The organism is Salipiger mangrovisoli (assembly GCF_015223355.1).
Lineage (GTDB): Bacteria > Pseudomonadota > Alphaproteobacteria > Rhodobacterales > Rhodobacteraceae > Salipiger > Salipiger mangrovisoli.
The window spans coordinates 135,734-160,957 of record NZ_JADFFK010000009.1 but is presented as its reverse complement, the minus strand read 5'-3'; the positions used below and the strand labels follow the sequence as shown (position 1 = coordinate 160,957).

General features: G+C 66.9%; 25 protein-coding genes. 18 read left to right on the top strand and 7 right to left on the bottom strand.

The window, feature by feature from the left end; translation table 11 throughout:
- Nucleotides 1-64 precede the first annotated feature (64 nt).
- Together IQ782_RS13740 and IQ782_RS13735 are read left to right on the top strand one after the other, a co-directional pair.
- Nucleotides 65-1,222: an HlyD family secretion protein gene (locus IQ782_RS13740; protein WP_194135214.1), complete on the top strand. Its 1,158-nt coding sequence runs from the start codon at nucleotides 65-67 to the stop codon at nucleotides 1,220-1,222.
- Nucleotides 1,219-2,784 (top strand): DHA2 family efflux MFS transporter permease subunit, encoded by a 1,566-nt coding sequence (locus IQ782_RS13735; protein ID WP_194135213.1) that lies wholly within the window; start codon nucleotides 1,219-1,221, stop codon nucleotides 2,782-2,784. Before IQ782_RS13740 ends, IQ782_RS13735 begins: the two co-directional genes overlap by 4 nt.
- Nucleotides 2,785-2,919: 135 nt before the next feature.
- On the opposite strand, the gene IQ782_RS13730 is transcribed toward IQ782_RS13735, so the two are convergent.
- From IQ782_RS13730 to IQ782_RS13720, 3 genes are all read right to left on the bottom strand, one after another.
- On the bottom strand, nucleotides 2,920-4,845 hold the full coding sequence (locus IQ782_RS13730) for a DEAD/DEAH box helicase (RefSeq protein WP_194135212.1): 1,926 nt from the start codon (nucleotides 4,843-4,845) through the stop codon (nucleotides 2,920-2,922).
- Nucleotides 4,846-4,970: 125 nt separating this feature from the next.
- Nucleotides 4,971-6,497 carry an inorganic phosphate transporter gene (locus IQ782_RS13725; RefSeq protein WP_194135211.1) on the bottom strand — a complete coding sequence of 509 codons (1,527 nt, stop codon included), beginning with the start codon at nucleotides 6,495-6,497 and terminating at the stop codon, nucleotides 4,971-4,973.
- Between the two features lie 5 nt (nucleotides 6,498-6,502).
- Nucleotides 6,503-6,988 (bottom strand): NUDIX hydrolase, encoded by a 486-nt coding sequence (locus tag IQ782_RS13720; protein WP_194135210.1) that lies wholly within the window; start codon nucleotides 6,986-6,988, stop codon nucleotides 6,503-6,505.
- Nucleotides 6,989-7,151: 163 nt separating this feature from the next.
- On the opposite strand from IQ782_RS13720, the gene IQ782_RS13715 reads away from it, so the two are divergent.
- Both IQ782_RS13715 and IQ782_RS13710 read left to right on the top strand, forming a co-directional pair.
- A complete protein-coding gene (locus IQ782_RS13715) occupies nucleotides 7,152-8,390 on the top strand; it encodes an aminopeptidase (RefSeq protein ID WP_194135209.1) in 1,239 nt (412 codons plus the stop codon).
- A gap of 176 nt (nucleotides 8,391-8,566) precedes the next feature.
- On the top strand, nucleotides 8,567-8,842 hold the full coding sequence (locus tag IQ782_RS13710) for a hypothetical protein (protein WP_194135208.1): 276 nt from the start codon (nucleotides 8,567-8,569) through the stop codon (nucleotides 8,840-8,842).
- 12 nt (nucleotides 8,843-8,854) lie between these two features.
- Here the strand turns inward: IQ782_RS13710 and IQ782_RS13705 are convergent, their stop codons facing one another.
- The gene (locus IQ782_RS13705; protein ID WP_194135207.1) at nucleotides 8,855-9,739 is read right to left on the bottom strand and encodes a LysR family transcriptional regulator; all 885 of its coding nucleotides are present in this window, start codon (nucleotides 9,737-9,739) and stop codon (nucleotides 8,855-8,857) included.
- A 139-nt stretch (nucleotides 9,740-9,878) separates the two neighbouring features.
- On the opposite strand from IQ782_RS13705, the gene IQ782_RS13700 reads away from it, so the two are divergent.
- The 8 genes from IQ782_RS13700 (at nucleotide 9,879) to IQ782_RS13665 (ending at nucleotide 18,177) form a co-directional block, all read left to right on the top strand.
- On the top strand, nucleotides 9,879-10,826 hold the full coding sequence (locus IQ782_RS13700) for a tripartite tricarboxylate transporter substrate binding protein (RefSeq protein ID WP_194135206.1): 948 nt from the start codon (nucleotides 9,879-9,881) through the stop codon (nucleotides 10,824-10,826).
- Nucleotides 10,823-11,338, top strand: coding sequence for a tripartite tricarboxylate transporter TctB family protein (locus IQ782_RS13695; protein ID WP_194135205.1), 516 nt, complete (start codon nucleotides 10,823-10,825; stop codon nucleotides 11,336-11,338). The genes IQ782_RS13700 and IQ782_RS13695 overlap by 4 nt, the downstream gene beginning before the upstream one ends.
- 1 nt (nucleotide 11,339) lies before the next feature.
- Complete coding sequence (locus IQ782_RS13690; RefSeq protein WP_194135204.1) at nucleotides 11,340-12,857, top strand: tripartite tricarboxylate transporter permease; 1,518 nt, start codon at nucleotides 11,340-11,342, stop codon at nucleotides 12,855-12,857.
- Nucleotides 12,841-14,430: a gamma-glutamyltransferase family protein gene (locus tag IQ782_RS13685; protein WP_194135203.1), complete on the top strand. Its 1,590-nt coding sequence runs from the start codon at nucleotides 12,841-12,843 to the stop codon at nucleotides 14,428-14,430. The genes IQ782_RS13690 and IQ782_RS13685 overlap by 17 nt, the downstream gene beginning before the upstream one ends.
- Nucleotides 14,431-14,520: 90 nt before the next feature.
- Nucleotides 14,521-15,507: a bile acid:sodium symporter family protein gene (locus IQ782_RS13680; RefSeq protein WP_194135202.1), complete on the top strand. Its 987-nt coding sequence runs from the start codon at nucleotides 14,521-14,523 to the stop codon at nucleotides 15,505-15,507.
- Nucleotides 15,508-15,772: 265 nt separating this feature from the next.
- A complete protein-coding gene (locus IQ782_RS13675; RefSeq protein WP_194135201.1) occupies nucleotides 15,773-17,053 on the top strand; it encodes a flavin-containing monooxygenase in 1,281 nt (426 codons plus the stop codon).
- A gap of 17 nt (nucleotides 17,054-17,070) precedes the next feature.
- The gene (locus IQ782_RS13670) at nucleotides 17,071-17,496 is read left to right on the top strand and encodes a RidA family protein (RefSeq protein ID WP_194135200.1); all 426 of its coding nucleotides are present in this window, start codon (nucleotides 17,071-17,073) and stop codon (nucleotides 17,494-17,496) included.
- 6 nt (nucleotides 17,497-17,502) lie between these two features.
- On the top strand, nucleotides 17,503-18,177 hold the full coding sequence (locus tag IQ782_RS13665) for a DUF1028 domain-containing protein (protein ID WP_194135199.1): 675 nt from the start codon (nucleotides 17,503-17,505) through the stop codon (nucleotides 18,175-18,177).
- Nucleotides 18,178-18,244: 67 nt separating this feature from the next.
- Here the strand turns inward: IQ782_RS13665 and IQ782_RS13660 are convergent, their stop codons facing one another.
- Nucleotides 18,245-18,766 carry a CBS domain-containing protein gene (locus tag IQ782_RS13660; protein WP_194135198.1) on the bottom strand — a complete coding sequence of 174 codons (522 nt, stop codon included), beginning with the start codon at nucleotides 18,764-18,766 and terminating at the stop codon, nucleotides 18,245-18,247.
- An 81-nt stretch (nucleotides 18,767-18,847) separates the two neighbouring features.
- Between IQ782_RS13660 and IQ782_RS13655 the strand changes: the two genes are divergently transcribed.
- Nucleotides 18,848-19,030 (top strand): hypothetical protein, encoded by a 183-nt coding sequence (locus tag IQ782_RS13655; protein ID WP_194135197.1) that lies wholly within the window; start codon nucleotides 18,848-18,850, stop codon nucleotides 19,028-19,030.
- Between the two features lie 101 nt (nucleotides 19,031-19,131).
- Here IQ782_RS13655 and nqrM read toward each other — a convergent pair whose 3' ends face one another.
- Nucleotides 19,132-19,380 (bottom strand): (Na+)-NQR maturation NqrM, encoded by a 249-nt coding sequence (gene nqrM / locus IQ782_RS13650; protein ID WP_194135196.1) that lies wholly within the window; start codon nucleotides 19,378-19,380, stop codon nucleotides 19,132-19,134.
- Between the two features lie 35 nt (nucleotides 19,381-19,415).
- A complete protein-coding gene (locus IQ782_RS13645) occupies nucleotides 19,416-20,444 on the bottom strand; it encodes an FAD:protein FMN transferase (protein WP_240989283.1) in 1,029 nt (342 codons plus the stop codon).
- A gap of 164 nt (nucleotides 20,445-20,608) precedes the next feature.
- Between IQ782_RS13645 and IQ782_RS13640 the strand changes: the two genes are divergently transcribed.
- From IQ782_RS13640 to nqrE, 5 genes are read left to right on the top strand one after another with little or no spacing between them, the layout of a single operon-like run.
- Nucleotides 20,609-21,952 carry a Na(+)-translocating NADH-quinone reductase subunit A gene (locus IQ782_RS13640; protein ID WP_194135195.1) on the top strand — a complete coding sequence of 448 codons (1,344 nt, stop codon included), beginning with the start codon at nucleotides 20,609-20,611 and terminating at the stop codon, nucleotides 21,950-21,952.
- Nucleotides 21,953-21,956: 4 nt separating this feature from the next.
- Nucleotides 21,957-23,156, top strand: a complete 1,200-nt coding sequence (locus tag IQ782_RS13635; RefSeq protein WP_194135194.1) for an NADH:ubiquinone reductase (Na(+)-transporting) subunit B — start codon at nucleotides 21,957-21,959, stop codon at nucleotides 23,154-23,156.
- Entirely contained in the window at nucleotides 23,149-23,958 is an 810-nt protein-coding gene (locus tag IQ782_RS13630) for a Na(+)-translocating NADH-quinone reductase subunit C (RefSeq protein ID WP_194135193.1), read from the top strand. The genes IQ782_RS13635 and IQ782_RS13630 overlap by 8 nt, the downstream gene beginning before the upstream one ends.
- Entirely contained in the window at nucleotides 23,958-24,614 is a 657-nt protein-coding gene (locus IQ782_RS13625; RefSeq protein WP_194135192.1) for an NADH:ubiquinone reductase (Na(+)-transporting) subunit D, read from the top strand. The genes IQ782_RS13630 and IQ782_RS13625 overlap by 1 nt, the downstream gene beginning before the upstream one ends.
- Nucleotides 24,614-25,222 carry an NADH:ubiquinone reductase (Na(+)-transporting) subunit E gene (gene nqrE / locus IQ782_RS13620; RefSeq protein ID WP_194135191.1) on the top strand — a complete coding sequence of 203 codons (609 nt, stop codon included), beginning with the start codon at nucleotides 24,614-24,616 and terminating at the stop codon, nucleotides 25,220-25,222. Before IQ782_RS13625 ends, nqrE begins: the two co-directional genes overlap by 1 nt.
- The last annotated feature ends 2 nt before the right edge of the window (nucleotides 25,223-25,224 follow it).

The following is a 25,224-nucleotide window of genomic DNA, read 5'->3' as shown; positions in this document are numbered from 1 at the left end:
AACCGAGCGGTTCGATCAGCGAATCCCTCCTCCCATCTGCATTCGACCTCCAAAGGTGACCTCCATGTCCCGCCACGACCGCATCGAACCCACCGCCCCCGAGACCCGCCCCGCGACGGCTCCGCAAGCCACCACTCACGAAACCGCGGAGAAGCCGCCGAAGAAGTCCGGCCGCAAGAAGCGCATCCTTGGGGGGATCGCGCTGATCGCACTGCTGGCGGGTGGCTACGAAGGCTACGGCTGGTGGACGGACGGGCGCTTCATGATCGAGACCGATGACGCCTATGTTCAGGCCGACCTCTCGCTCGTGTCGTCGAAGCTGCAGGGATATGTGGAGGAGATCCCGGTGCAGGCGAACCAGCATGTGAGCAAGGGCGACGTGCTGGTGCGGATCGAGGACGGCGACTACCGCATCGCGCTCGAGCAGAAGCAGGCACAGCTGCCGACGCTTGAACGGACGCTGGCGCGGATCGATGCCGAGACCGCCGCCGCCGAGGCCAGCGTGACCCAGGCCGAGGCCGAGCTGTCGGCCGCCGAGGCCGCGCTGCGCAGCGCGCAGACCGCGCTGACCCGTGCCGAGGGGCTGGCCGCGCGCAAGGTCACCTCGCAGGCTGATCTCGATGACGCGACCGAGGCGCTGGAGACGGCCAAGGCCAACCGCGCCGCCGCCGCCGCCGCGATCAAGGGCGCCGAGGCGCAGGTCGAGGTGCTGAAGGCCGAGCGCGCCGAGACCGAGTCGAGCCGCCGCGAGATGGAGCTCGACATCGCTCAGGCGCAGCGCGACCTCGATCACACCGTGCTGCGCGCGCCGTTTGACGGCACCGTCGCAAATATCGCCATCGAAGAGGGCGAACTGGTCAGCATCGGCGCGCGGCTCGCCGCCGTGGTGCCGGATCACGGGCTCTACGTGGAAGCGAACTTCAAGGAAACCCAGCTCGCCAATATCCGTCCCGGTGAGACCGCCAAGATCAGCATCGATGCCATGGAGGGCCATGAGATCGAGGGCCGCGTCGTGTCTGTCGCCCCGGCCACCGGCTCGGTCTTCTCGCTGCTGCCCGCCGACAATGCCACCGGCAACTTCACCAAGATCGTGCAGCGGGTGCCGGTGCGCATCGAGCTCCCCGAGGGCACGCCCGGCCTGCGCGCCGGCCTGTCGGTCGTGGTCGAGATCGACGAGCGCACCGCGCCCGATGGTACGGAGCTTGCGGGGGTCTCGAAATGAGCACCGCAGCCCAAACGCCGGCCGCAGAGCCCGAACTTACGCCGCGCAGGGTCGCGGCGTTTTTCGTCATGGTCTTCGGCATGTTCATGGCGATCCTCGACATCCAGATCGTCTCGGCCTCGCTGCCGGAAATTCAGGCGGGACTCGGCGCCTCGTCGGACGAGATCAGCTGGGTGCAGACCTCGTATCTGATCGCCGAGGTGATCATGATCCCGCTCTCGGGCCTGCTCGGGCGGATGATGTCGACGCGGTATCTCTTCGCCATCTCGGCGGCGGGCTTCACCGGGGCGTCCTTCATGTGCGCGACCTCGGGCTCCATCAACGAGATGATCCTGTGGCGCGCGGTGCAGGGCTTCCTCGGCGGCGGCATGATCCCCTCGGTCTTCGCCGCGGCCTTCACGCTGTTCCCGCCGTCGAAGCGGGCGATCGTCTCGCCGCTGATCGGCCTTGTCGCCACGCTTGCGCCCACCGTCGGCCCGACCGTCGGCGGCTACCTCAGCCACGCGATGAGCTGGCACTGGCTGTTCCTCGTCAACGTTCCCGCAGGCATCCTCGTCACCATCGGCGCGCTGTCGCTGATCGATTTCGACAAACCCGAGTGGAAGCTCTTCGACACATTCGACTGGATCGGCCTCGGCGCGCTGGCCTGTTTCCTCGGCGCGATGGAATACGTGCTCGAAGAAGGGCCGGGCAACGACTGGTTCCAGGACGAGATCGTTGCCGTGCTCTTCGTGGTCATGGTGGTCGGCGGGGTCGTCACCTTCTGGCGGGCCTTCACGCTGAAGAACCCGGTGGTGGATTTCTCGGCCTTCGGGAACACCAACTTCGCCGTGGGCTCGGTGTTCAGCTTCGTGATGGGCATCGGGCTTTACGGGATGACCTACCTCTACCCGCTCTACCTGTCGGCGATCCGCGGCTACGACAGCCTGATGACCGGCGAGACGGTCTTCGTCTCGGGGCTTGCCATGTTCGTCTCGGCGCCGCTGGCGGGGATCCTGTCGTCGAAGATGGACCTGCGGCTGATGCTGATGATGGGCTTCATCGGCTTCGGCATCTCGTCGTGGATGCTGACCGGCATGACCGCCGACTGGGATTTCCAGGAGCTGCTCTGGCCGCAGGTGCTGCGCGGGCTGTCGCTGATGATCTGCATGGTGCCGATCAACAACCTCGCGCTCGGCACCTTGCCGCCGGACAAGATGAAAAGCGCCTCGGGCCTCTACAACCTGATGCGCAACCTTGGCGGCGCGGTGGGGCTGGCGCTGATCAACACGGCGCTGACCGATCGCGGCGCGCTGCACACGGCGCGGCTGAAAGAGGCGCTGAGCTGGGACAATCCCGAGGCGCTGCGGCAGCTTCAGATGATGGGGCAGAACCTGACAGCGCAGGGCATCGACGGCGAGCGCGGTGCGCTGCAGCAGATGGCGGGCCGGGTGGCAGAGCAGGCGATGGTGCTGTCCTTCATCGACGTCTTCCTGCTGATCACCGTGCTCTTTGCCGGGCTTGCGGTCATGGCGCTGGCGATGAAACCCCCGGCCAAGGGGGCCGGCGGGGCGGCGCACTGACGCGCCGCGCCTCGGGGGCGCCATCCTCTGGCAAGACATGAAAAAGGCCGCCGGATCATCCGGCGGCCTTTTGTTCTGGTCCCGCGGGATCAGCGGCGGGAAACACGCCGCCGGTCATCCCGGCGGCGGCTCGGGTCACTGACCCTTGCGGTGCTTCTTGGGGGCGGCCTTCTTGTGGGCGCCGTCGGTGTCCTTGAAGGACTTCTTGGCACCGAACTTGCCCTTGGGCTTGTCGCCACCCTCGGCACGATCGCGGCGCGGGCGCTCGAAGTCGCCATCCTCGGACTTGCGCTTGAAGCCGCCGGGGCCGCCGAAGCCCTCTTTCTTCTTGAAGCCGCCTTCCTTCTTGAAGCCGCCGCCCTCCTTACGGAAGCCGCCTTCCTTCTTGAAACCGCCTTCCTTGCGGAAGCCACCCTCTTTGCGGAAGCCACCGTCTTTCTTGAAACCACCGGGCTTCGGGCCGCGCGGCGCGCTCTTGAGCTCTTCGGGCAGGCCGTCGACCTGCTCCATCACCAGCCCCTGCGCCACTTCCATGTCAGGGCCGAGCGCCTCGAGGAAGCCCTCGACCGCGCTTTCGGAGATCTCGACATAGGTCAGCTCTTCGGCGATGCGGATGGCACCGAGCGCCTCGCGGGTGATGTTGCCGGCGCGGCAGATCTTCGGCAGCAGCCAACGCGGGTTGGCGTTGCCTTCGCGGCCGACGGTGACGGTGAACCAGCGGCTCGCGCCGAAGGGCTCGGTGCGCGGCGCCTTCTCGGCGCGGGCATCCACCGGCAGCAGCTCCTCGGGGGCCGAGCGTAGGCTGCGCCACTGGCGCACCATCGCCTGGGCGATTTCCTCGGCGCTGTACTTCTCGGTGATCTGGGTCACCAGCGCGGCATCGGTCTCGGGCGAGGGGTCGGTCCAGAGCGGATCGCTCATCAGACGCGCCTCGTCCCGTTCCAGCACGGCGTCGGCGCTGGGGGCTTCGCCCCACTCGGCCTCGACCTTGGCGAAACGCATGATGCGCTCGGCCTTCTTGCGGTCGCGCAGCGGCACGATCAGCGCCGAGATGCCCTTGCGCCCGGCGCGGCCGGTGCGGCCCGAGCGGTGCAGCAGCGCCTCGTTGCTCTGCGGCAGCTCGGCGTGGATCACCAGGTCGAGGTTCGGCAGGTCGATGCCGCGGGCGGCGACGTCGGTCGCGACGCAGACGCGGGCGCGGCCGTCACGCATTGCCTGCAGCGCGTGGCTGCGCTCGTCCTGGCTCAGCTCGCCCGACAGGCCGACCACGGCGAAGCCGCGGTTGGTCAGGCGCGACACCAGACGCGACACGGTGGCGCGGGTGTTGGCGAAGACGATGGCGTTGGGCGCCTCGTGGAAGCGCAGCAGGTTGGTGATCGCGTTCTCCTGGTCGCCCTGGGCGACGATCACCGCGCGGTATTCGATGTCGGAGTGCTGTTTGGCCCCGCCCTGAACCTGGATGCGCTGCGAGTCGCGCTGGTAGCGCTGCGCCAACTGGGCGATCTGCGGCGAGACGGTGGCCGAGAAGAGCAGCGTCTGGCGCTCGGGGTTCGAGGCCTCGAGGATGGTCTCGAGGTCTTCGCGGAAGCCGAGGTCGAGCATCTCGTCGGCCTCGTCGAGCACCACAGCCTTGACCTGCGACAGGTCAAGCGCGCCGCGGCGCAGGTGGTCGCAGAGACGGCCGGGGGTGGCGACCACGATATGCGCGCCGCGCTCGAGCGCCCGGCGCTCGGTGCGCGCGTCCATGCCGCCGACGCAGGAGGCCATGACGGCACCGGCTTCGGCGTAGAGCCAGGAAAGCTCGCGGCGGACCTGCAGGGCCAGCTCGCGGGTCGGGGCGATGATCAGCGCTTCCGGCGCGCCGGCGGCGCCGAAGCTCTCGGCGTCGCCGAGGATGGCGGGGGCAATGGCAAGGCCGAAGCCCACCGTCTTGCCCGAACCGGTCTGCGCGGAAACCAGCAGGTCGGCGCCGGCGATCGCCGGGTCGGCCACGGCTTCCTGCACCGGGGTGAGCGTTTCGTATCCGCGGGCTTGCAGAGCGGCTGCGAGGGATTGTTTCAAGGTCTGAGATCCGATCCAAGGACTGTCGGCGGAGGATGTCGGTTCGAGGAGTCAGACCGAGTCAGGGCGCCGGGAAAGGGTGCGCTATATACCCTGCACCCCGGCCCGTAAAGCGCCGATTAAGCTCAGCCGAACAGCGCGGCGATCAGTAGGAAACAAAGCGCCGACAGCAGCGCCGAGGCCGGGACGGTCACCAGCCAGGCGGCGATGATGGTCATGAAATGCGAGCGTCGGACCAGCTTGCGGCGCTGGCGCTCCTCGATCGGCATGGGTTTCGCGGCGCGTTTGGGACCTGCGCCGGTGCTGGCACGGCGGGCCACATACCACTCGCGGAAGAAGCCGACGCCGAAGACGCCCCCCACGGCAATATGGGTCGAGCTGACCGGCAGCCCGAGCCAGGAGGCGAGGATGACCGTCAGCGCCGCCGAGAGGGCGACGCAATAGGCCCGCATGGGGTTGAGCTTGGTGATCTGGCTGCCGACCATGCGGATCATCCGCGGCCCGAAGAAGACCAGGCCGCAGGAGATCCCCAGCGCGCCGATCATCAGCACCCAGTAGGGGATCACGCTCATCTGCGCCGCGGTCTCCTCGGATTGCAGCGCCCGGACGATGGCCCCAAGCGGACCGACGGCATTGGCGACATCGTTGGCACCATGCGCGAAGGACAGCAGCGCCGCCGAGATCACCAGCGGCAGGCGGAACAGCACCTTGAGCGAGGCGTTGCGGTTTTCCATCCCGCGCGACTGCCGCCGCACGAGCGGCACAGCGGCGAGCCAGCACAGCAGGCCGGCGCCGAGCCCGATCAGCGCGGCCTCGCGCAAATCGAGGTGGATCACCTGCCGCAGGCCCTTGAGCGCGAGGTAGCAGGCGAAGGTCCCGGCCATGACCCCGATCAGCACCGGCAGCCAGACCCGCGCGGCGGCGATCCGGTCCGGGACGTACATGATCTTCCACTTGATGAAGGCCAGCACCGCGGCGGCGATCACCCCGCCCATGATCGGCGAGATCACCCAGCTTGCGGCGATGGTCCCCATGGTCGCCCAGTTGACCGTGCCGAAGCCCGCGGCGGCGATGCCCGCGCCCATGACGCCGCCAACCACCGCATGGGTGGTCGAGACCGGCGCGCCCATCCAGGTCGCGGTGTTGATCCAGATCGCGGCGGCCAGCATCGCGGCCATCATGGCCTGAACGAAGTGCACGCTCCCGGTGATCTCGGATTGGGCGATGATGCCGCTGGAGATCGTCGAGACGACCTCGCCGCCGGCCAGCAGCGCCCCGGCTGTCTCGCAGACCGCGGCAATGGCGATGGCCCCGGCCATCGACAGCGCGTTCGCGCCCACCGCCGGACCCATGTTGTTGGCCACGTCGTTGGCGCCGATGTTGAGCGCCATGTAGGCTGCGAAGGCGGCGGCGAGGGCGATGGTCAGCGTGCCCTGAAGCCCGCCGGTGGCGAAGGCGACGATCGCCGCGACCACCGCGATGAACAGCAGCGAGATGCCGACCCCGATGAGCGGCCGCGAGGTGTAGATCGCGGCGGACTCGATCAGCGACATGCGCCCGAGGTCCTTGTCCAGCGTCGGCCAGTCCTGGGAGTGCTTCGCGGACTCGGGCCGCGACGCGGGCCTTGCCGCGCGATGCGAGGGCTCTGTCATGGGCGTCAGCTGGTCTCGGGCAGGGGCAGAAGGCTCGGAACGCGGGCCAGAAGCATTTGCAGGCCAGGCTCGTCGACCATCGTGGCAGCCTCGCTTGGCGGCACCCAGCGCCGTTCGCGCTGGCCCGCCTCGGGGTAGTCGTCGCGCAGCTCGCTCACCTCTGCGGCATAGACGAAGACCACCGTGTCCATCGGCAGCCCGCCATCGAGACGCTTGTCGTAGCGGTAGCTGCCGATCTCGCGGGTCGTGGCGTCCGGCGCGACGACCCCGGCCTCTTCCCAGGCCTCTTCCATCGCGGTGCCGGCGGAATCGAGCCCGGCCTTGGGCCAGCCCTTCGGAAGCACCCAGCGCCTGGTGTCGCGCGAGGTGATCAGCAGGACCTCCAGCCCATCGGCGCAGTCGGCCAGGCGATAGCACATCGCCGCGACCTGAAATCGCGGCGGCCGCCGGAAAGCCGGGCCGATGATCATCTGCCAGAGGTTTCGAAACATGGCAGGTCTCCTAGCACCGAAACCGGGCGATCTTCAATCTGTCTTGAGACCGGGGACCCCGACTGTGGCAGTTTCACGCGAGGTCACTCTGGCGGGCGGGCGCTTGACTGTCCTGGCTTGCAGGCCCAGCTTTGGCCGCAACAGACAAATTCAGGAGCTTTGCATGACGTCCACCCCCATTGACCCGACGCTGATCGACCGGCTTGCCGAAGTGGCGGTGCGCACCGGCGTCAACATCCAGCCCGGCCAGCAACTGGTGCTGACCGCGCCGGTGTCGGCCCTGCCGCTGGTGCGCGCGGTGACCCGTGCCGCCTATCGCGCCGGGGCGTCGCTGGTCACCCCGCTGCTGTCGGATTCGGATGTGGCGCTGGCGCGCTTCGAGGCTGGCCAGGACGACAGCTTCGACACTGCCGCGGGCTGGCTCTACAACGGCATGGCCGAGGCGTTTGGCGAGGGTGCGGCGCGCATGGCCATCGTCGGTGAGGATCCGATGCTGCTGGCCGGGCAGGATCCGGCGAAGGTTTCGCGCACCGGCAAGGCGAACTCCCGCGCCTACAAACCGGCGATGGAAAAGATCACCAACTTCAACATCAACTGGTCGATCTGTGCCTGGCCGGGGGTGGCCTGGGCCAAGCGCATGTTCCCCGAGCTTTCCGAACCCGAGGCGCAGGCCAAGCTGGCCGAGGCGATCTTTGCCGCCTCGCGCGTCACCGGCGATGATCCCGTCGCAGCCTGGGCCGAGCACAACGCCGCGCTGCGCGCCCGCACCGAGTGGCTGAACGCCGAGCGCTTCTCGGCGCTGCATTTCACCGGGCCGGGCACCGACCTGACGATCGGGCTTGCCGATGGGCACGAGTGGCACGGCGGCGCCAGCACCGCGCAGAACGGCGTGACCTGCAACCCGAACCTGCCCACCGAAGAGGTGTTCACCACGCCGCACGCGCAGCGCGTCGAGGGCACGGTGCGCTCGACCAAGCCGCTGTCGCATCAGGGCAGCCTGATCGACGGCATCGAGGTGCGCTTCGAGGCGGGACGCATCGTCGAAGCCAAGGTGTCGCAGGGCGAAGAGGTGCTGCGCGAGCTGCTGGCCACCGACGAGGGCGCGGCGCGCCTCGGCGAGGTGGCGCTGGTGCCGCACAGCTCGCCGATCTCGCAGTCGGGGCTGCTGTTCTACAACACGCTGTTCGACGAGAACGCCGCCTGCCACATCGCGTTGGGACAGTGCTACTCCAAGTGCTTCCTCGACGGCGCGTCGCTGACGCCCGAACAGGTGGCGGCGCAGGGCGGCAACGCCTCGATGATCCATGTCGACTGGATGATCGGCGGCGCGGAGACCGACATCGACGGCATCCGCGAGGATGGCACCCGCGTGCCGGTCTTCCGCAAAGGCGAGTGGGCCTGAGGTTTCGATCTGCCCAAGGTTGATTTCAGCCCGCGCCGCGCCGGAGGAATCCGGCGCGGCATTCAGGTCGCATTTTAGGCAAAAGCATTAACGAGGCGTTAACTTAGGGGATTGTCCACAGGCCGACTCGGGGTACACTTATTCCGCTGCCACGCGAGTATGAGGGGGGTCGGTTCATGCGCAAGACAGAGACAGTCACCATCAGCGGCGAGATCCTTGCCTATGCGGAAGGACTCGTGGCGCGCGGTGAATATCGCGATATCGCCGCCGCGATCGAGGGCGAGCTGCTGAAGGCCCGCGCCCGGCGCACCGGCAAGATCAGCCCGTTCCAGAACGAACTGCGCGCGCGGCTGGTGATCCAGCCCGATCAATGGGACGCGATGGGCGTCTCGGCCGAGCCCTTCTTCGGGGACGACCCGGCGCTGGCGCGGATGATCGAAGACCGCAGCTGAGACATCACGGGCTCAGTCGTGATCGTCGCGCGGGCGCCCATGCTCGACCAGCGCGGCGATCAGGGCTGACAGCACCTCGGCGCGGCTCGTCGTCGGGCGCTGCACCACGCCGAGTCGGCGGTGAATTGGCGGCGCGCCGAAGGGAAACCAATCGAGCGCGGCGGTGATCGAATCCTGAAGCGCGACGTAGGGGATGATGGCAAAGCCCATGCCCGCCCGCACGCAGCCCACCACCGCCGTCATCGTGTTGACCGAAACCACCTGCCGCGGTGCGACTCCAACCCTGGCGATCTCGGTATCGATCTGGCGCGCCAGCGGCACCTGCGTGCGGTAGCGGATGTAGGGCACCCGGCGCAGCAGGTCGGGGATCGTCAGCCCGCCGGTGCCGGGCGGGGTAATCACCACCAAGGGCTCGCTCAGCACCTCTGTCCAGCGCAGGCTCGGGGGCACGGCCACATGCTCTGCCACCAGCGCCGCGTCGAGCTGGCCAGAGACCACCTCGGCCATCAGCTCCTCGGACATGCCGATGCGCAGCCGGTAGGTCAGATCGGGATAGCGTTTCTGCAAGCTTGCCAGCGCGTTCGGCACCAACGAGTTCGCCCCGGTGCGCAGCGTGCCGAAGGCCAGCGTGCCGCTGACGTCGCCGCCGGTGACCGAGGCCTTGGTCTCGGTCACGATGCGCAGGATCTGCCGCGCCGAGCGCAGCATCTCGGCGCCCTTGGCGGTCAGCACCGGCGGGCGGCGCGTGCGGTCGTAGAGCTGTACACCCAGTTCGGCCTCCAGGGCAGAGACCTGCTGGCTGACTGCCGAGGCGGTCAAGTTGATCGCCTGCGCCGCCGCGGCGAAGCCGCCGTGCTGCTCGATGGCCAGAAGGGTTTGAAGCTGACGGGTGTCCATGGATATAAGTTAAGCAATACTGAAAATGATGGCAATAACTTCGCGCTTTGTGTGGCTAGGTCTTGTGTTACTTCGAGTCCACGAACCAGAACTCTCGGCGGCCAAACCGCCGACTTGCCAGCATACAGGGAGCCTCCCAATGAAACTCCGCACGGGCCTTGCCGCCCTTCTTGCCGCCGCCGCGCTGATCGCCGCGCCTGCCAGCGCCGCCGACTACCCCGAGCGCCCGGTCGAATTCATCGTGCCCTGGTCGCCGGGTGGCGGGTCGGACACGCTGATGCGCCTCATCGCCGGCAACATCGCGCCCTTCCTCGGTGCCGAGATGCCGATCATCAACATGCCCGGCGTTGGCGGCACCGTTGGCCTGCGCGAAGCCTCGCGCCGCGCCAATGACGGCTACACCATCAGCCAGGTGCACGAGGGCCTGCTGACCGCCACCGAGACCGGCATCACCGACCTCAGCTGGGAAGACTTCGAGCCGATCGCGCTGATGACCGCCTCGCCGCAGTACCTCGTGGTGCACCCGACCGAGGACTACTCGGACTTCGAGGAATTCGTCACCTATGCCAAGGCGCATCCGGGCGAGATCACCATGGGCGTGACGCTGGCCGGCGTGCCGCATCTGCACGCGGCGATGATCGAACAGGCCTACGGCCTGCAGTTCCAATACGTCGGCTACGAGGGCACCGGCGAGCGCGTCCGTGCGCTGGTCGGCGGCAACCTCGACGCCGCGATCGGCGACATCTCGTCGTCGAAGCAGTTCGTCGACAACGGCGACCTGCAGTTCCTTGCCGTCGGCTCCGCGGAGCGCGTCGAGGAAGCGCCCGAGGTGCCGACCTTCAAGGAACTCGGTGCCGATCTCGAACTGCAGGTGACCCGCGGCATCGTCATGCCCAAGGGCGCCCCGCAGGAGGCCCGCGACAAGTTGGAAGCGGCGCTCGAGGCGCTGTCGCAGGATGCGACCTACATCGAGCAGACCAACAACGCCGGCGCCTCGGTCGATTTCCGCGGCCAGGAGGGCTACCGCGCCTACCTGTCGAAACTCGACGAGACCGTGAAGTCGCTGGCCGAGGTGCTCGCACCGTGAGCGACGCCGGCTACGACAAGCAGCAGGCACGGGAGGCGGGCGAGATCGCCCGCCTCCTGAGCTACGTGCTGATCCTTTTCGCCTCGGTCGGGCTCTTCGTCTCGGCCATGGGGATCCCCACCTCGCGCTTCGAGAAGCTCGGCGCGGGCGCCTTCCCGAAGATCGTCTTCGCCGGCATCGCGCTGGTGGCGGTCATCGCCATCATCGACGCGCTGCGGAAAATTCCCGCCGGCGCCTATGGCCGCTTCGCCTGCCAGACCGTGGCCTGGGCCAAGCGCCGCCATCTCGTCTTCGTCGTGCTGGGGGCGCTTGCGGTCTACCTGCTGGCGATCCCGCTGCTGGGCTTCCAGATCGCGAGCTTCCTCTTCATCCTCGCGCTCGAGCTGGTGCTGATGCCGCGCAGGCCCGCGACGCTGCTCATCGCGGTGGCCGTGGCGGCGGTCTTCTCCTTCGGGCTGAACTGGCTCTTTGCCGAGGTCTTCACCGTCTTCCTGCCGCGCGGGGTGCTCTGACATGGACAGCTTCCTTTCCGGCGCGGCGCAGATTTTCACGCTCGCCACGCTGATCTACATGCTTTTCGGCTCGCTGGCCGGCATCATCGCCGCCGCGATCCCGGGCTTCACCGTCACCATGGCCATCGTGCTGACCCTGCCGCTGACCTTCACCATGGAGCCGCTTCAGGGCATCGCGGTGATGCTCTCGGTTTACGTGGGCGGCTATACCGGCGGACTCATCTCGGCGGCGCTGCTCGGCATTCCCGGCACGCCCTCGTCGGTCGCCACCACCTTCGACGCCTTCCCCATGGCGCGCCGCGGCGAACCCGGACGGGCGCTCTCGCTTGGCGTCTGGGCCTCGTTCTTCGGCACCATCATCTCGACCGTCGTTCTGATCGTCGCCGCGCCGCCGCTGGCGATGTTCGCGGTGAAGCTCGGCCCGTGGGAATATTTCTCGCTGATCGTCTTCGCGCTGACCATCGTCGCCAGCCTCGTCGGCGACAGCGTGATCCGCGGCCTGCTGGCGGGGTTCATCGGCCTTGCGATCTCGACCGTCGGAACCGACCCGATCATGGGGCGGCCGCGCTTCGACTTCGGCATCGAGATGCTGGAGACCGGGCTGCCCTTCCTCGTCGTGCTGATCGGCATCTTCGCGATCTCGCAGCTGACCTCCGAGGTCGAGGACGCCAAGTCCGTGCGCTCGGGCAATGCGCTGGTCACCGGCGCCATCGACTTCCAGACCTGGAAGGTGATGAAGGAGGTGCTGCTGCGGCCGGTCAACCTGATCCGCTCTTCGATCGTCGGCGTTCTGATCGGCGCGCTGCCGGGGGCAGGGGGCTCGATCGCCAACCTCGTCGCCTATGACCAGGCCAAGCGCAATTCCAAGGATCCGGAGAGCTTCGGCAAGGGCAACCCCGACGGTGTCGTCGCCTCCGAGGCGGGCAACTCGGCCACCGCCGGTGGCGGTCTCATCCCGCTGATCGGCCTCGGCATTCCGGGATCGGCGGTGGACGCGATCCTCATGGCCTCGCTGATGGTGCACGGCATTTCCGTCGGCCCGCGGCTGATCATGGACCACGCCGACCTGGTCTATGGCATGTTCATCGCGATGGCGGTTGCCTCGCTGATGATGCTCTTCGTCTCGGTGGTGTCGATGCGGATGTTCCTGCGCGTCGCCGAGGTGCCGAAATGGCTGATCGTGCCGGTCGTCATGGTCTGCTGCGTTGTCGGCTCCTTCGCGCTGAACAACCGGGTGACCGATCTGTACCTGCTCGGCTTCATCGGGGTGGCGGGCTACGCGCTGCGCGCGCTCGGCTACTCGCTGGCGCCGCTGGTGCTGGGCGTGATCCTCGGCCCTATCGCCGAAACCAACCTGCGCCGGGCGCTGATGACCGACGGCGATCCGTCGCTGTTCTTCACCCGCCCGATCAGCCTCATCTTCCTCATCGCGGCCGTCGTCTCGATTGCCTGGGCAATCCGCGGCCACCTGAAACAACGCAAGACCTCCGGGAGGAGTACCGATGCGCCTGCGTCATGATCCCGTCTACCCGTCGCGCCGCTCGCCTGTCCTGGCCGAGAACGTCGTGGCCACATCCCAGCCGCTCGCCACGCAGGCGGGGCTGACCATCCTGCAACAGGGCGGCAACGCGGTGGACGCCGCGATCGCCACCGCTGCGGCGCTGACGGTGGTGGAACCCACCGGCAACGGCCTTGGCTCGGATGCCTTCTGCATCTTGTGGGACGGCAAGCAGCTGCACGGGCTCAACGCCTCGGGCCGCGCGCCCGCCGCCTGGTCGCCCGAGCGCTTCCCGAACGGCATGCCGCAGCACGGCTGGGATGCGGTGACGGTGCCCGGCGCGGTCAGCGCCTGGGTCGAGCTTTCGGAGCGCTTCGGCAAGCTCGGGCTGGCGACGGTGCTGGCGCCGGCGATCCGCTACGCCGAAGAAGGGTTCATCGTCTCGCCGGTGATCGCCGCGCTCTGGGCGAAAGGCGCGCAGACGCTGGGCAAGCAGCCCGGCTTCGCCGAGACCTTCATGCCCGGTGGCCGCGCCCCCAAGGCGGGCGAGCGCTTCCGCAACCCCGGTGCCGCGCGCACCCTGCGGGCGATTGCCGAGACCAAGGGCCGTGCCTTTTACGAGGGCGAGATCGCGGAAGAGATCATCGCCTTCTCGAACGCCAATGGCGGCGCGATGACCATGGCGGACCTCGCGGCGCAGAAGCCCGACTGGTGCGGCACGGTCAGCCAGTCCTTCGACGACGTCGAGCTGCACGAGATCCCGCCGAACGGGCAGGGGATCGCCGCGCTCATGGCGCTGGGGATGTTGCAGCACACCTCGATCCGCGAACATGGCCCGGACGATCTGACCGCCGTGCACTTGCAGATCGAGGCGATCAAGCTGGCCTATGCCGACCTGCATGCCTTCGTCGCCGACCGCGATCACATGACCGATGTGGACGAGACCGCGCTGCTGGACCCGGACTACCTGAAATCCCGCGCCGCGCTCATCGCCGAGGACAAGGCCCAGGACTTCGGCCCCGGCGCGCCGAAGCGCGGCGGCACCGTGCTGCTCAACGTCGGTGATGCCTCGGGCATGATGATCAGCTTCATCCAGTCCAACTACGCGGGCTTCGGCTCGGGCGTGGTGGTGCCGGGCACGGGCGTGTCGATGCAGAACCGGGGCTTCGGCTTCACCACCGAGGAAGGTCACCCGAACCGCGTGGCGGGGGGCAAGCGGCCGTTCCACACGATCATTCCGGGCTTTGCCATGAAGAACGGCGAGCCGCTGATGGCCTTCGGCATGATGGGCGGGCCGATCCAGGCGCAGGGCCACATGCAACTGCTGCTGCGCACCGAGCTCTGGGAGCAGGACGTGCAGACCGCCGCCGACGCGCCGCGCTGGCGGATGATCGAGGGGCTGGATCTGGCCTGCGAGCCGAGCATGGCCCCCGAGCTGCTCGACGGGCTGAGGGCGCTTGGTCACCGGATCCAGATCGAGGCGCCGGACAATGCCTTCGGCTTCGGCGGGGCACAGCTGGTGCATCGCCTGCCCGAAGGCGGCTTTGCGGCGGGATCGGATCCGCGTAAGGATGGGCAGGCTTCAGGGTTCTGAGCCCGCCCGGCGGGGGCGTGTCACCCGGCGCGCCGCCGCCTTCCGAGGGATCGGCGCACGCGTCGGTGAGAGGAAAGTACAGGAGAAGAGATGAGTTATCTCAAGCGCATCGGCATCGACACTTACATGCTGCTGCTAATCGCCACGGTTTTTCTTGGCCTGCTGCTGCCGGCACAGGGCCTCGCTGCGACCGGGCTGAAACAGGTGACCTTCTGGGCGGTTGCGCTGCTGTTCTTCCTATACGGCGCGAAGCTCGACCCGAGCGCGGTGCGCGCCGGGCTGCTGAACTGGCGTTTGCAGGGCCTGACTTTCGCGGCCACCTACGTCATGTTCCCGCTGATCGGCCTGGGGCTGGCGGCAGTCTTCGCGCCCGCGCTCGGAGCGACGGTCACGCTGGGGCTGCTGTTCCTCGCGGTGCTGCCCTCGACCGTGCAGTCCTCGATCGCCTTTACCTCGATTGCGGGCGGCAACGTGCCGGCGGCGATCTGTGCCGCCTCGCTGTCAAATCTCGTGGGGGTCGCGCTGACCCCGGCGCTGGTGGCGCTGCTGCTGCATCAGGGCGACGGTGGGGTGAGCTTCGAGTCGGTGCTGAAGATCGGCACCCAGATCCTGCTGCCCTTCGTCATCGGCCAGCTGGTCCGCCCGTGGGTCGGCGGCTTCGTCAAGCGACACAAGCTCCTGACCATGGTGGTCGATCGCGGCTCGATCCTGCTGATCGTGTATTCGGCGTTCAGCGCCGGCACCGTCTCGGGGCTCTGGTCGAAGATCCCCACCGCGAGTCTGATCCTGCTGATGCTGGTGGTGCTGCTGTTCCTGGCCATCGTCATGCTGCTGATGCTGGGGACCGGAAAGCTTTTCCGGATGCCCTATCCGGATCAGGCGGTGCTGTTCTACTGCGGCTCGACAAAGAGCCTTGCCTCGGGGCTGCCGATCGCCACGGCGCTCTTCGCCGCCGACCAGGTCGGCGCGATCGTGCTGCCGCTGATGATCTATCACATGAGCCAGCTTCTGGTCTGCGCCTTCGCCTCGCAAAAGGCGGCGCGGCGCGAGCAGGGTGGCGCGGTTCCGGCGCGCTGAACCTTCCCGGCACCACAAGGCGATTTGGCCCGGCACCTGCCGGGCCTTTTGCATTGGGGCTGTCGCACGGTTAGGGCACCGGGTGCCTCCGCGACGCGGCCGACCCCGCGCGCAGGCAGTGCGCATGACGGGTCGACTCGTCGCCAGCCGTGGACAGCGGCGTGGCTTAGGTGGAGCCAAAGCAGCGGCGAAGAATTTCGTAATTCTCCCGAAGGTGTCCTGGGGGTACACAGGGGGGTACGCCTCGGTCAAAGAAGGACTCGCCATGCCCGTTGAAACCATCGACACGCTCGTGATCGGCGCAGGCCAGGCCGGGGTTGCCATGAGCGAGCACCTGGAGCGTGAGGGCGTACCGCACCTCGTTCTGGAAAAGGCCCGCATCGCCGAGCGCTGGCGCAGCGGCCGCTGGGATTCGCTGGTGGCCAATGGCCCGGCCTGGCACGATCGTTTCCCCGGCATGGAGTTCGACGGCGATGGCGAGGCCTTCCCGGCCAAGGACGAGGTGGCCGATTACTTCGAACGCTATGCCGCGAAGTTCGGCGCGCCGATCCGGTGCGGCGTAGAGGTGACCCGCGTGCGGCGGCTCGACGGGCGGCCGGGGTTCCGGGTGGAAACCTCCGAGGGCGTGATCGAGGCGCGGAATGTTGTTTCGGCCACCGGCCCGTTCCAGAAGCCGGTGATCCCCTCTGTGGTGCCGCAGGATGCGCCTGTCACCCAGTTGCACTCGGCCGATTACCGCAATCCCGAGCAACTGCCCGAGGGGGCGGTTCTTGTGGTCGGCGCGGGCTCTTCGGGGGCGCAGATCGCCGACGAGCTGAACCGTGCCGGGCGCAGGGTCTACCTCTCGGTCGGGCCGCACGGACGCCCGCCGCGGGCCTATCGCGGGCGCGACTACTGCTGGTGGCTGGGCGTGCTCGGGCTCTGGGACATTCCCGCCCCTGCGCCGGGAACCGAGCATGTGACCATCGCGGTGAGCGGTGCGCAGGGTGGCCGGACGGTGGAATTCCGCCAGCTCGCGGAAGAAGGCATCACGCTCGTCGGGCGCACCGAAAGCTACGCCGAGGGCCGCCTGCACTTCGAGGACGACCTTGCGCGCAACATCCGCCGGGGCGACTCGGACTATCTCGCGATGCTTGACCAGGCCGACGCCTATGTGACCCGCAACGGGCTCGATCTGCCCGAAGAGCCCGAGGCCCGGCAATTCTTGCCGGACCCGGCCTGCATGACCGAGCCTTTGCGCGCGCTCGACCTTGCCGAGGCCGGGGTGACCACCATCCTCTGGGCCACCGGCTATGCGCTCGATTACAGCTGGCTGGAACTCGACCTGCTCGACCAGACCGGACGCCCGCGCCATGAGCGCGGCGTGTCTCCCGAGCGCGGCTTCTACTTCCTCGGTTTGCCGTGGCTGTCGCGCCGCGGGTCGAGCTTCATCTGGGGTGTCTGGCACGACGCCCGTTACATCGCCGATCAGATCGTGATCCAGCGAAGCTACAGCACCTACGACGACAAGGCCCGCAGCGCGACCTCCGCGCGGGCCGCAGAATAACCCCAACGGAGCGCCAGATGGCCCATACCCGCATCCGCAAGTTCAACACCAAGGACACCTATCCCGAGCAGAAGCTCGACAATGACCTGTGCCAGGCGGTGGTCGCCGAGGGCAAGATGGTGTTCCTGCGCGGCCAGTGCCCGCAGAACCTCGACGACGCCAAGAACATCGAGAGCCACGATCCGGTCGAGCAGACCCACAAGGTCATGCAGAACATCCGTCAGCTGATGGAGGAATGCGGCGGCGCGATGGAGCATGTCTGCCGCGTGCAGGTGTTCCTGACCGACGTGCGCAACCGCGAGGCGGTCTACCGGACCATGGGCGAATACATCAAGGGCGTGCACCCGGTGTCCACCGGGCTCGTGGTGACCGCGCTGGCGCGTCCCGACTGGCTGGTCGAGATCGAGGCAACCGGGGTCATTCCCCACGACTACAAGGCCTGATCGCTGATGACCTTCTCTCTCGTCGCCCGCTGCCCCGAGACCGGCATGTTCGGTCTGGTGATCTCGTCGTCTTCGCCCGCCGTCGCGGCGCGCTGCTCGTTTGCGCGCGCCGGGGTGGGGGCGGTGGCTTCGCAGAACGTCACCGACCCCTCGCTCGGCCCGCTGGCGCTCGACCTGATGGAAGGTGGGCTTTCCGCGCCCGAGGCCATCGCAGAGGTGCAAAAGCGCGGCAAGTTCATCGAGTACCGGCAGGTGCTGGCGGTGGATGCCGCGGGGCGCACGGCGATTCACTCGGGGCCGAACTCGCTGGGCATCTGGACGCAGGCGCAGGCCGAAAACGCCGCCTCGGGCGGCAACCTGCTGGCCAATGGCGGCGTGCCGCAGGCGATGGTCGATGCCTATCTCGGGGCGACGGGCCATATCGGCGACCGGCTGGTCGCGGCGCTGCGCGGGGCGCTTGCGGCAGGCGGCGAGGCCGGACCCGTGCATTCGGCGGGGCTGAAGATCGTCGACAAGGTCAGCTGGCCTGTTGCCGACCTGCGCTGCGACTGGACCGAGGACTGCCCGATCGAGGCCGTGGCCACGGCCTGGGAGGTCTACAAGCCGCAGCTGGACGCCTACGTGCAGCGCGCGCTCGACCCGCGCGAGGCCCCGTCCTACGGGGTGCCCGGCGACGAATGAGCGCCTAGGCCAAAAAGAATAGGGCCGCGTCCGTAGGGACGCGGCCTTTTGGTTTTGCCGCCCGGGGTCAGCCGACGATGAGCTGCTTGAGCTTCAGCGCCTCGTATTCCAGCGCGGTCAGCCGGTAGTTCACCACGTCGCCGATCGAGATCATGCCGATCAGCTGGCCGTTCTCGAGCACCGGCATGTGGCGGAAGCGCCCGTCGGTCATCCGCCGCAGGATGCGCACCAGCGTCTCATCGGCGGTGCAGGTCTCGAGTTTCGAGGTCATCAGCTCGGCCACCGTCTGCGGCAGGGTGCGGCCCGGCGTGTCGGCGAGTCGGCGGACGATGTCGCGCTCGGACAGGATCCCGACCAGCTCGCCCTGCGGGTCCTTCACCAGAAGCGCGCCTATGCGCTGGTCGCGCAGCACCTCGACGGCCTTGCCGATGGTTTCATGCGGCTGAATCCAGAAAAGGTCGCCGTTCTTGCTGTCCAGCACGTGGCGCACCGTTGCCTCGGCCGCCGAAAGGTTGGTTTCGACTGTCTGGCTGTGGCTGCGTTCGTGCTCGTCGTCGTCGCGGGTATGAGGTTTGTATGAAGCTGGCATCGCGTTACCCTCCCTTGAACCTCGTTCAGGTTAGTGCAATCAGCGCACGAGTAAACGAATTCCAGCACAGAGGTCTGAATCTTGCCCGAGTTTTCGCTGTCCCCCGCCAGCGCCACGGTGCTCTTCGTGATCGCCTGCCTTGCCGGGTATCGCTACCGCAGCGTGTGGAAGGCCGAGGGCCCGCGCTGGCAGCTCTGGGTGTTCGGACTGATCGCGGCGGTGGTGCTGCTGGTACTGGGGCTGACGCCGCTCACCGGGGGCTGAGGATACGGCCGGCTCGCCTTGCTTCCGGGCGGGAGGCGAGGGTCACAAACGCAAACGGCGGCCCGAGGGCCGCCGTTTCGCATTCGGAGAAGCTGCGCTGATCAGGTCGCCGCGCGTTCCTCGCGCTCCATCTGCTCGAGCATCTTGCGCGCCTTGGGGCAGTGCAGACGGTCGCGCAGCGGGCTGTCGGGATCGACCTCTTGCTTGCAGACCACGCAGCGGTCTGCACCGGCGATGGCATTGAGCCCGCCGCAGCTGCCCTTGATCGTGCGGCCATTGAGAATGACGCCGAGCGCCATGCCCAGCATCACGATCATCAGCAGTCCGAAGGCAAGGATGAAGGTCGACATGGCGTCCCCCGTTCAGCGGTTGCGGCGGTTGGCGATCAGGCCTGGAGCGCGGTGAAGCGGTCGCTGGCGGTGATCTTGAAGCCCTTGTCGCCTGCTTTGCCGCTACGCTCAATGAAAAGCGCGGCCATATCACGCTGATTTGCAAGCTCGAGACCACGCTCGCGGCCGAGCACCAGCAGCGCGGTGGCCCAGGCGTCGGCCAGCATGGCGTTCTCGGTCATCACGGTCACCGAGGCGGTGTCATGGGTGACCGGGCGGCCGGTGGTGGCGTCGATGATGTGCGAGTAGCGCTTGCCTTCGAAGTCGAAGTAGTTGCGGTAGTCGCCCGAGGTTGCCATGCCCATGTCCGACACGGCCACGACCTGCTGCACACCACGGTCGAAGGCTTCGGGCGTCTCGATGCCGATGCGCCATGCCTGACCATCCGGGTTCTTGCCCGCGGTGTAGAGATCGCCGCCGACTTCGACCATGTAGTCGGTGATGCCGAAGCTGGCGAGCGTGCGGGCCACCTGGTCGATGCCGAAGCCCTTGCCGATGGCCGAAAGGTAGACTTCCGCCTCGGGGCGCATCTTCTGAAGCGCGCGGTCGCTGACACCCACCGACTGGGCCTGGCCACAGCAGGCCAGCGCCTGCGCGATTTCGGCGTCGCTGGGCATGTCGCTGCGGGTCTTGCCCGAGCCGAAGCCCCAGAGATCGATCAGCGGGCCGACGGTGACGTCGAAACGGCCGTCCGTCGCGGCGTTGATCTCGTGCGCTGCATTCATCACATGCGCAACCTCGTGAGACACCGCGAAGCCATCGGTAGCGCCGGCAGCGTTGAAGCGCGAAATTTCCGAGCTGGCATCCCAGTTCGACATCTGCGCGTTCACCTGTGCCAGGCTCGCGTTCACGGCCTGCTGGAGCTCGGCCTTGTCGATCTTGTTGCTGTGGTCGATCGCGGCGATCGAATAGCTCGTGCCCATGGTGAACCCGGCGAGTTCGAGGACGGACCATCCTTTCTTGCACGCGGCCAGAGCGAAAGGCATCACGAGGAAGCTACGGCGAGAAAAGGTAAGAGGGTTCATCCGGTATCTCCGCAGGAAGCTGTAGGGTCGACGATGAGACAAAGGGCTTCTGAGCGGTTTTGCCGGGTGATTCAACATTAAATTCGAAACTTTCTCGTCAAACTCTTCCAAACTGCGGCGTTGCGGCGCATAAGGCTGCCGGAAAAAGGACAGGACGAAGCGACGTGCAGCAATATACGTTGAGAAAAGGTCTCGATGTCCCGGTTCTGGGGACACCCGTAGGCGGAATCGAAGACGGTGCAGCGGTTCGGACCGTTGCGGTTCTGGGGCAGGATTACATCGGTTTGAAACCGAGAATCGCGGTGCAGGAGGGCGATGTGATCGCCGCCGGCGCGCCGATCCTGGCCCATAAGGATACGCCTGAAGTTCAGGTCACTGCACCGGTTTCCGGGCGAATCAAGGCGATCAACCGCGGTCCGCGCCGGGTGCTGATCAGCATCGAGATCGAAGTGGATCCGAGCGCCGCAACGCCCGTGGACTTCTCTGCCGTCGGCGATGCGTCCACCACTGAAGGCCTGATCGCAAAGCTCTGTGCCTCGGGTCTCTGGACCTCGTTCCGTACCCGTCCTTACTCCAAGGTGCCCGCGCCCGAGTCCAGGCCCGCAGCGATCTACGTCACCGCGATGGACAGCGAGCCGCTCTGCGGTGACGCCGCGACGATCATCGCCGAGGACGCCGAGGCCTTTGCCCGCGGCCTGCAGGCGCTGCCGCTGCTGACCGAGGGCAACGTCTACCTGTGTCAGGAAATCGGCAAGGAGGTGCCCGGCGCGAACCTTCCCGGCATCACCGCCGCAGGCTTCTCGGGGCCGCACCCGGCCGGCCTTGCCGGCACGCACATGCATTTCCTCGAGCCGCCCTCGGCGTCCAAGACCGTGTGGACCATCGGCTACCATGACGTGATCGCAATCGGGAAACTGCTCGAGACCGGCCGTCTGGACGGCAAGCGCATCATCGCCCTGTCCGGCCCGATGTGCAGCCGTCCGCGGCTGGTGCGCACGCTCGCAGGGGCCTCGATGGAGGAGCTCTGCGCCGAGGATCTGAACGCCGACAAACCTGTCCGGGTCATCTCGGGTTCGATCCTCAGCGGCCGCATGGGCGCGGGCGAGACCGCCTTCCTTGGCCGCTATGCTCGGCAGATCACCCTGATCGAGGAAGACCACAAGCAGATCCCGATGGGCTGGATCCGCCCGATGGGTTCGAAGTTCGCGGTGCAGCCGGTGCTTGGCTCGGCCTTCACCAAGAAGCTCTATGCGTTCACGTCGAACCTCAACGGCGGCCGCCGCGCCATGGTGCCGCTCGGCACCTTCGAGGAGCTGATGCCGCAGGACTTCCTGCCGACGCAGCTGCTGCGCGCGCTGCTGGTGCTGGACACCGACCAGGCGCAGGCGCTGGGGGCACTCGAGCTGGACGAGGAAGACCTCGGGCTCGTGGGCTTTGCCTGCCCGGCGAAATACGAATACGGCATCGCCCTTCGCGACAGCCTCAGCAAGATCGAAAAGGAGGGCTAAGACCTTGGGTCTGCGCAGTTTCTTCGATCGGATCGAGCCCCAATTCCTGAAGGGCGGCAGGTTCGAGAAATACTTCCCCATGTACGAGATGGTGGAAAGCTTCATCTACACGCCGAAGACGGTGACCACCGTCGCGCCGCATGCCCGCTCGTACATCGACATGAAGCGGATCATGACCTACGTGGTGCTGGCGACGATCCCCTGCATCCTCTTCGGCATGTACAACACCGGCCTGCAGACCAACCTTGCGATCGCCGAATACGGTGCCTCGGGCTGGCGCGCGGCGATCATCGAGGGGCTCGGGATCGGCTTCAACGCCGCCAACCCGCTGGCCAACATCCTGCACGGTCTGCTGTATTTCCTGCCGATCTACATCGTGACGCTGGTCGCGGGTGGCATCTTCGAGGTGATCTTCGCGGTGATCCGTCGCCACGAGGTCAACGAAGGCTTCCTCGTGACCTCGATGCTCTACACGCTGATCATGCCCGCCACCGCGCCGCTCTGGCAGGTTGCGCTTGGCATCATCTTCGGCGTGGTGATCGGCAAGGAAGTGTTTGGCGGCACCGGCAAGAACTTCCTCAACCCGGCGCTGGTCGGTCGTGCCTTCCTGTATTTCGCCTATCCGGCGCAGATGTCCGGTGACAGCGTCTGGACCCCGGTCGACGGGTTCTCGGGCGCGACCGCGCTGGCCATCGGCGCCAGTGACGGCGTTGCCGCGCTGCCGCAGCACGGCATCAGCTGGATGGACGCCTTCGTCGGCACCATCCAGGGCTCCTTCGGCGAAACCTCGACCATTGCCTGCCTTCTGGGCCTTGCCTTCCTGCTGCTCACGAAGATCGCCAACTGGCGCCTGATCGTCGGTTGCCTTGCGGGGATGATCGGCTTCTCGTCGCTGCTGAACATCATCGGCTCGGACACCAACCCGATGTTCGCCATGCCGTGGTACTGGCACCTGGTGATCGGCGGCTACGCCTTCGGCCTGGTGTTCATGGTGACCGAGCCGGTCTCGGCCAGCCACACCAACGTTGGCCGCTACATTTACGGCGCGCTGATCGGTTTCATGGTTGTGATGATCCGTGTGATCAACCCGGCCTTCCCGGAAGGCATGATGCTGGCGATCCTGTTCGGCAACGTCTTCGCGCCGCTGATCGACTACTTCGTCGTCCAGGCCAACATCAAGCGGAGGGCCAAGCGCAATGTCTGACACCAACGCAAGCAAGGGCTTCATCCGCCGCTTCCTCGACATGCCGCCGGATTCCACCGTCAAGACGGTGACCGTGGCGGTGGTGCTCTGCCTCGTCGCCTCGATGGTGGTGTCGGCGGCGGCCGTGTCGCTGCGCCCGGTTCAGGACATGAACCGCCTGCGCGACAAGCAGCGCAACGTTCTGGAAGTCGCCGGCGTCTACGAGCCGGGAATGGACATCGCCGAGGCGTTCAGCAACTTCGAGCCGCATGTGCTCGAGCTGGCAACCGGCGCGTTCACCGACCAGTACGACATCGCGACCTTCGAGGAACTCGCCACCTCCAACGATCCGGCGATCGTGCGGGCGCTCGACGAGGACCCCGCGGGTCTCGGCGGCAAGCAGCAGATCTTCCAGATGGTCTATATCCTGCGCGACGACGCGGGCGAGATCGACAAGGTGGTGCTGCCGATCGAGGGTTACGGTTTGTGGTCGACGCTCTACGGCTTCATCGCGCTGGAAGAGAACGGCAACGACATCTATGGCCTGCAGTTCTACCAGCAGGGCGAGACCCCCGGCCTTGGTGCCGAGGTCGACAACCCGCGCTGGAAGGCGCTCTGGAACGGCAAGAAGCTGCGTGACGAAGACGGCACGCTGCAGATCACCGTGGCCAAGCAGGCACCGGCCGCCGGCCAGGACTACTATATCGACGCGCTGGCAGGGGCGACCCTGACCTCGCGCGGTGTCGACAACCTTGTCCGCTTCTGGATGGGTGAACAGGGCTACGGCCCGTTCCTCGAGCGGCTTAAGGCAGGAGAGATCTGATGGCCCAGCAGACCCGCAAATCGCAGCTCGTCGATCCCTTGATCGACAACAACCCGATCACCCTGCAGGTGCTGGGCATCTGTTCGGCGCTGGCGGTGACCTCCTCGCTGAAGGTCGCGCTGGTGATGGCCATTGCCGTGACGCTGGTGACCGCCTTCTCGTCGATGTTCATCTCGATGCTGCGCAACCAGATCCCCAGCTCGATCCGGATCATCGTGCAGATGGTCATCATCGCGTCGCTGGTGATCGTGGTGGACCAGATGCTCAAGGCCTACGCCTATGAGATCTCGAAGACCCTGTCGGTCTTCGTCGGCCTGATCATCACCAACTGCATCGTGATGGGCCGCGCCGAAGCCTTCGCCATGAGCAACCCGCCGGTGGCGAGCTTCGTCGACGGAATCGGCAACGGCGCGGGCTACGGGCTGATCCTGATGGTCGTCGGCGTGATCCGCGAGCTCTTCGGCTCGGGCTCGCTGTTCGGCATCACCATCCTGCCGACCGTGAACAACGGCGGCTGGTACGTGCCGAACGGCCTGCTGCTGCTGCCGCCCTCGGCCTTCTTCGTCATCGGCCTGCTGATCTGGGCGATCCGCACCTGGAAGCCGGGTCAGGTCGAAGAGCGTGAATACAAGATCCAGAGCGTGGAGGCGCACTGATGGAAGGTCTCATCTCTCTCGCGGTCAAGGCGGTCTTCGTCGAGAACCTCGCCCTGTCCTTCTTCCTGGGGATGTGTACCTTCATCGCCGTGTCGAAGAAGATCTCGACAGCCATGGGTCTCGGCGTGTCGGTGATGATCGTGCAGGCGATCACCGTGCCCGCCAACAACCTGATCCTGACCTACCTGCTGGCGCCCGGCGCGCTGGCTTGGGCGGGCTTTCCGGACATCGACCTGACCTTCCTCGGCCTGATCTCCTACATCGGGGTGATCGCCGCGCTGGTGCAGATCCTCGAGATGGTGCTCGATAAATACTTCCCGCCGCTCTACAACGCGCTCGGCGTCTACCTGCCGCTGATCACGGTGAACTGCGCCATCCTCGGGGGCTCGCTGTTCATGGTGGAACGGAACTACGACTTTGCCGAAAGCCTCACCTACGGCGTGTCGTCCGGCTTCGGCTGGGCGCTGGCGATCACCGCGATGGCCGGTGTGCGCGAGAAGCTGAAGTACTCGGACATTCCGGCCGGGCTTCAGGGGCTCGGCATCACCTTCATCACCGCGGGTCTGATGGCCATGGCCTTCATGTCCTTCAGCGGCGTGAAACTCTGAGG

Excerpts from the sequence above, each read along its gene's own strand:
- IQ782_RS13660 (WP_194135198.1), bottom strand. The coding sequence starts at position 18,766 with ATGCCAGCTTCATACAAACCTCATACCCGCGACGACGACGAGCACGAA.
- IQ782_RS13645 (WP_240989283.1), bottom strand. The coding sequence starts at position 20,444 with ATGAACCCTCTTACCTTTTCTCGCCGTAGCTTCCTCGTGATGCCTTTC.
- IQ782_RS13675 (WP_194135201.1), top strand. The coding sequence starts at position 15,773 with ATGCCCGTTGAAACCATCGACACGCTCGTGATCGGCGCAGGCCAGGCC.
- nqrM (WP_194135196.1), bottom strand. The coding sequence starts at position 19,380 with ATGTCGACCTTCATCCTTGCCTTCGGACTGCTGATGATCGTGATGCTG.
- IQ782_RS13710 (WP_194135208.1), top strand. The coding sequence starts at position 8,567 with ATGCGCAAGACAGAGACAGTCACCATCAGCGGCGAGATCCTTGCCTAT.
- IQ782_RS13680 (WP_194135202.1), top strand. The coding sequence starts at position 14,521 with ATGAGTTATCTCAAGCGCATCGGCATCGACACTTACATGCTGCTGCTA.
- IQ782_RS13690 (WP_194135204.1), top strand. The coding sequence starts at position 11,340 with ATGGACAGCTTCCTTTCCGGCGCGGCGCAGATTTTCACGCTCGCCACG.
- IQ782_RS13700 (WP_194135206.1), top strand. The coding sequence starts at position 9,879 with ATGAAACTCCGCACGGGCCTTGCCGCCCTTCTTGCCGCCGCCGCGCTG.
- IQ782_RS13705 (WP_194135207.1), bottom strand. The coding sequence starts at position 9,739 with ATGGACACCCGTCAGCTTCAAACCCTTCTGGCCATCGAGCAGCACGGC.
- IQ782_RS13725 (WP_194135211.1), bottom strand. The coding sequence starts at position 6,497 with ATGACAGAGCCCTCGCATCGCGCGGCAAGGCCCGCGTCGCGGCCCGAG.
- IQ782_RS13630 (WP_194135193.1), top strand. The coding sequence starts at position 23,149 with ATGTCTGACACCAACGCAAGCAAGGGCTTCATCCGCCGCTTCCTCGAC.
- IQ782_RS13665 (WP_194135199.1), top strand. The coding sequence starts at position 17,503 with ATGACCTTCTCTCTCGTCGCCCGCTGCCCCGAGACCGGCATGTTCGGT.
- IQ782_RS13740 (WP_194135214.1), top strand. The coding sequence starts at position 65 with ATGTCCCGCCACGACCGCATCGAACCCACCGCCCCCGAGACCCGCCCC.
- IQ782_RS13715 (WP_194135209.1), top strand. The coding sequence starts at position 7,152 with ATGACGTCCACCCCCATTGACCCGACGCTGATCGACCGGCTTGCCGAA.
- IQ782_RS13735 (WP_194135213.1), top strand. The coding sequence starts at position 1,219 with ATGAGCACCGCAGCCCAAACGCCGGCCGCAGAGCCCGAACTTACGCCG.
- IQ782_RS13625 (WP_194135192.1), top strand. The coding sequence starts at position 23,958 with ATGGCCCAGCAGACCCGCAAATCGCAGCTCGTCGATCCCTTGATCGAC.
- IQ782_RS13720 (WP_194135210.1), bottom strand. The coding sequence starts at position 6,988 with ATGTTTCGAAACCTCTGGCAGATGATCATCGGCCCGGCTTTCCGGCGG.
- IQ782_RS13670 (WP_194135200.1), top strand. The coding sequence starts at position 17,071 with ATGGCCCATACCCGCATCCGCAAGTTCAACACCAAGGACACCTATCCC.
- IQ782_RS13685 (WP_194135203.1), top strand. The coding sequence starts at position 12,841 with ATGCGCCTGCGTCATGATCCCGTCTACCCGTCGCGCCGCTCGCCTGTC.
- nqrE (WP_194135191.1), top strand. The coding sequence starts at position 24,614 with ATGGAAGGTCTCATCTCTCTCGCGGTCAAGGCGGTCTTCGTCGAGAAC.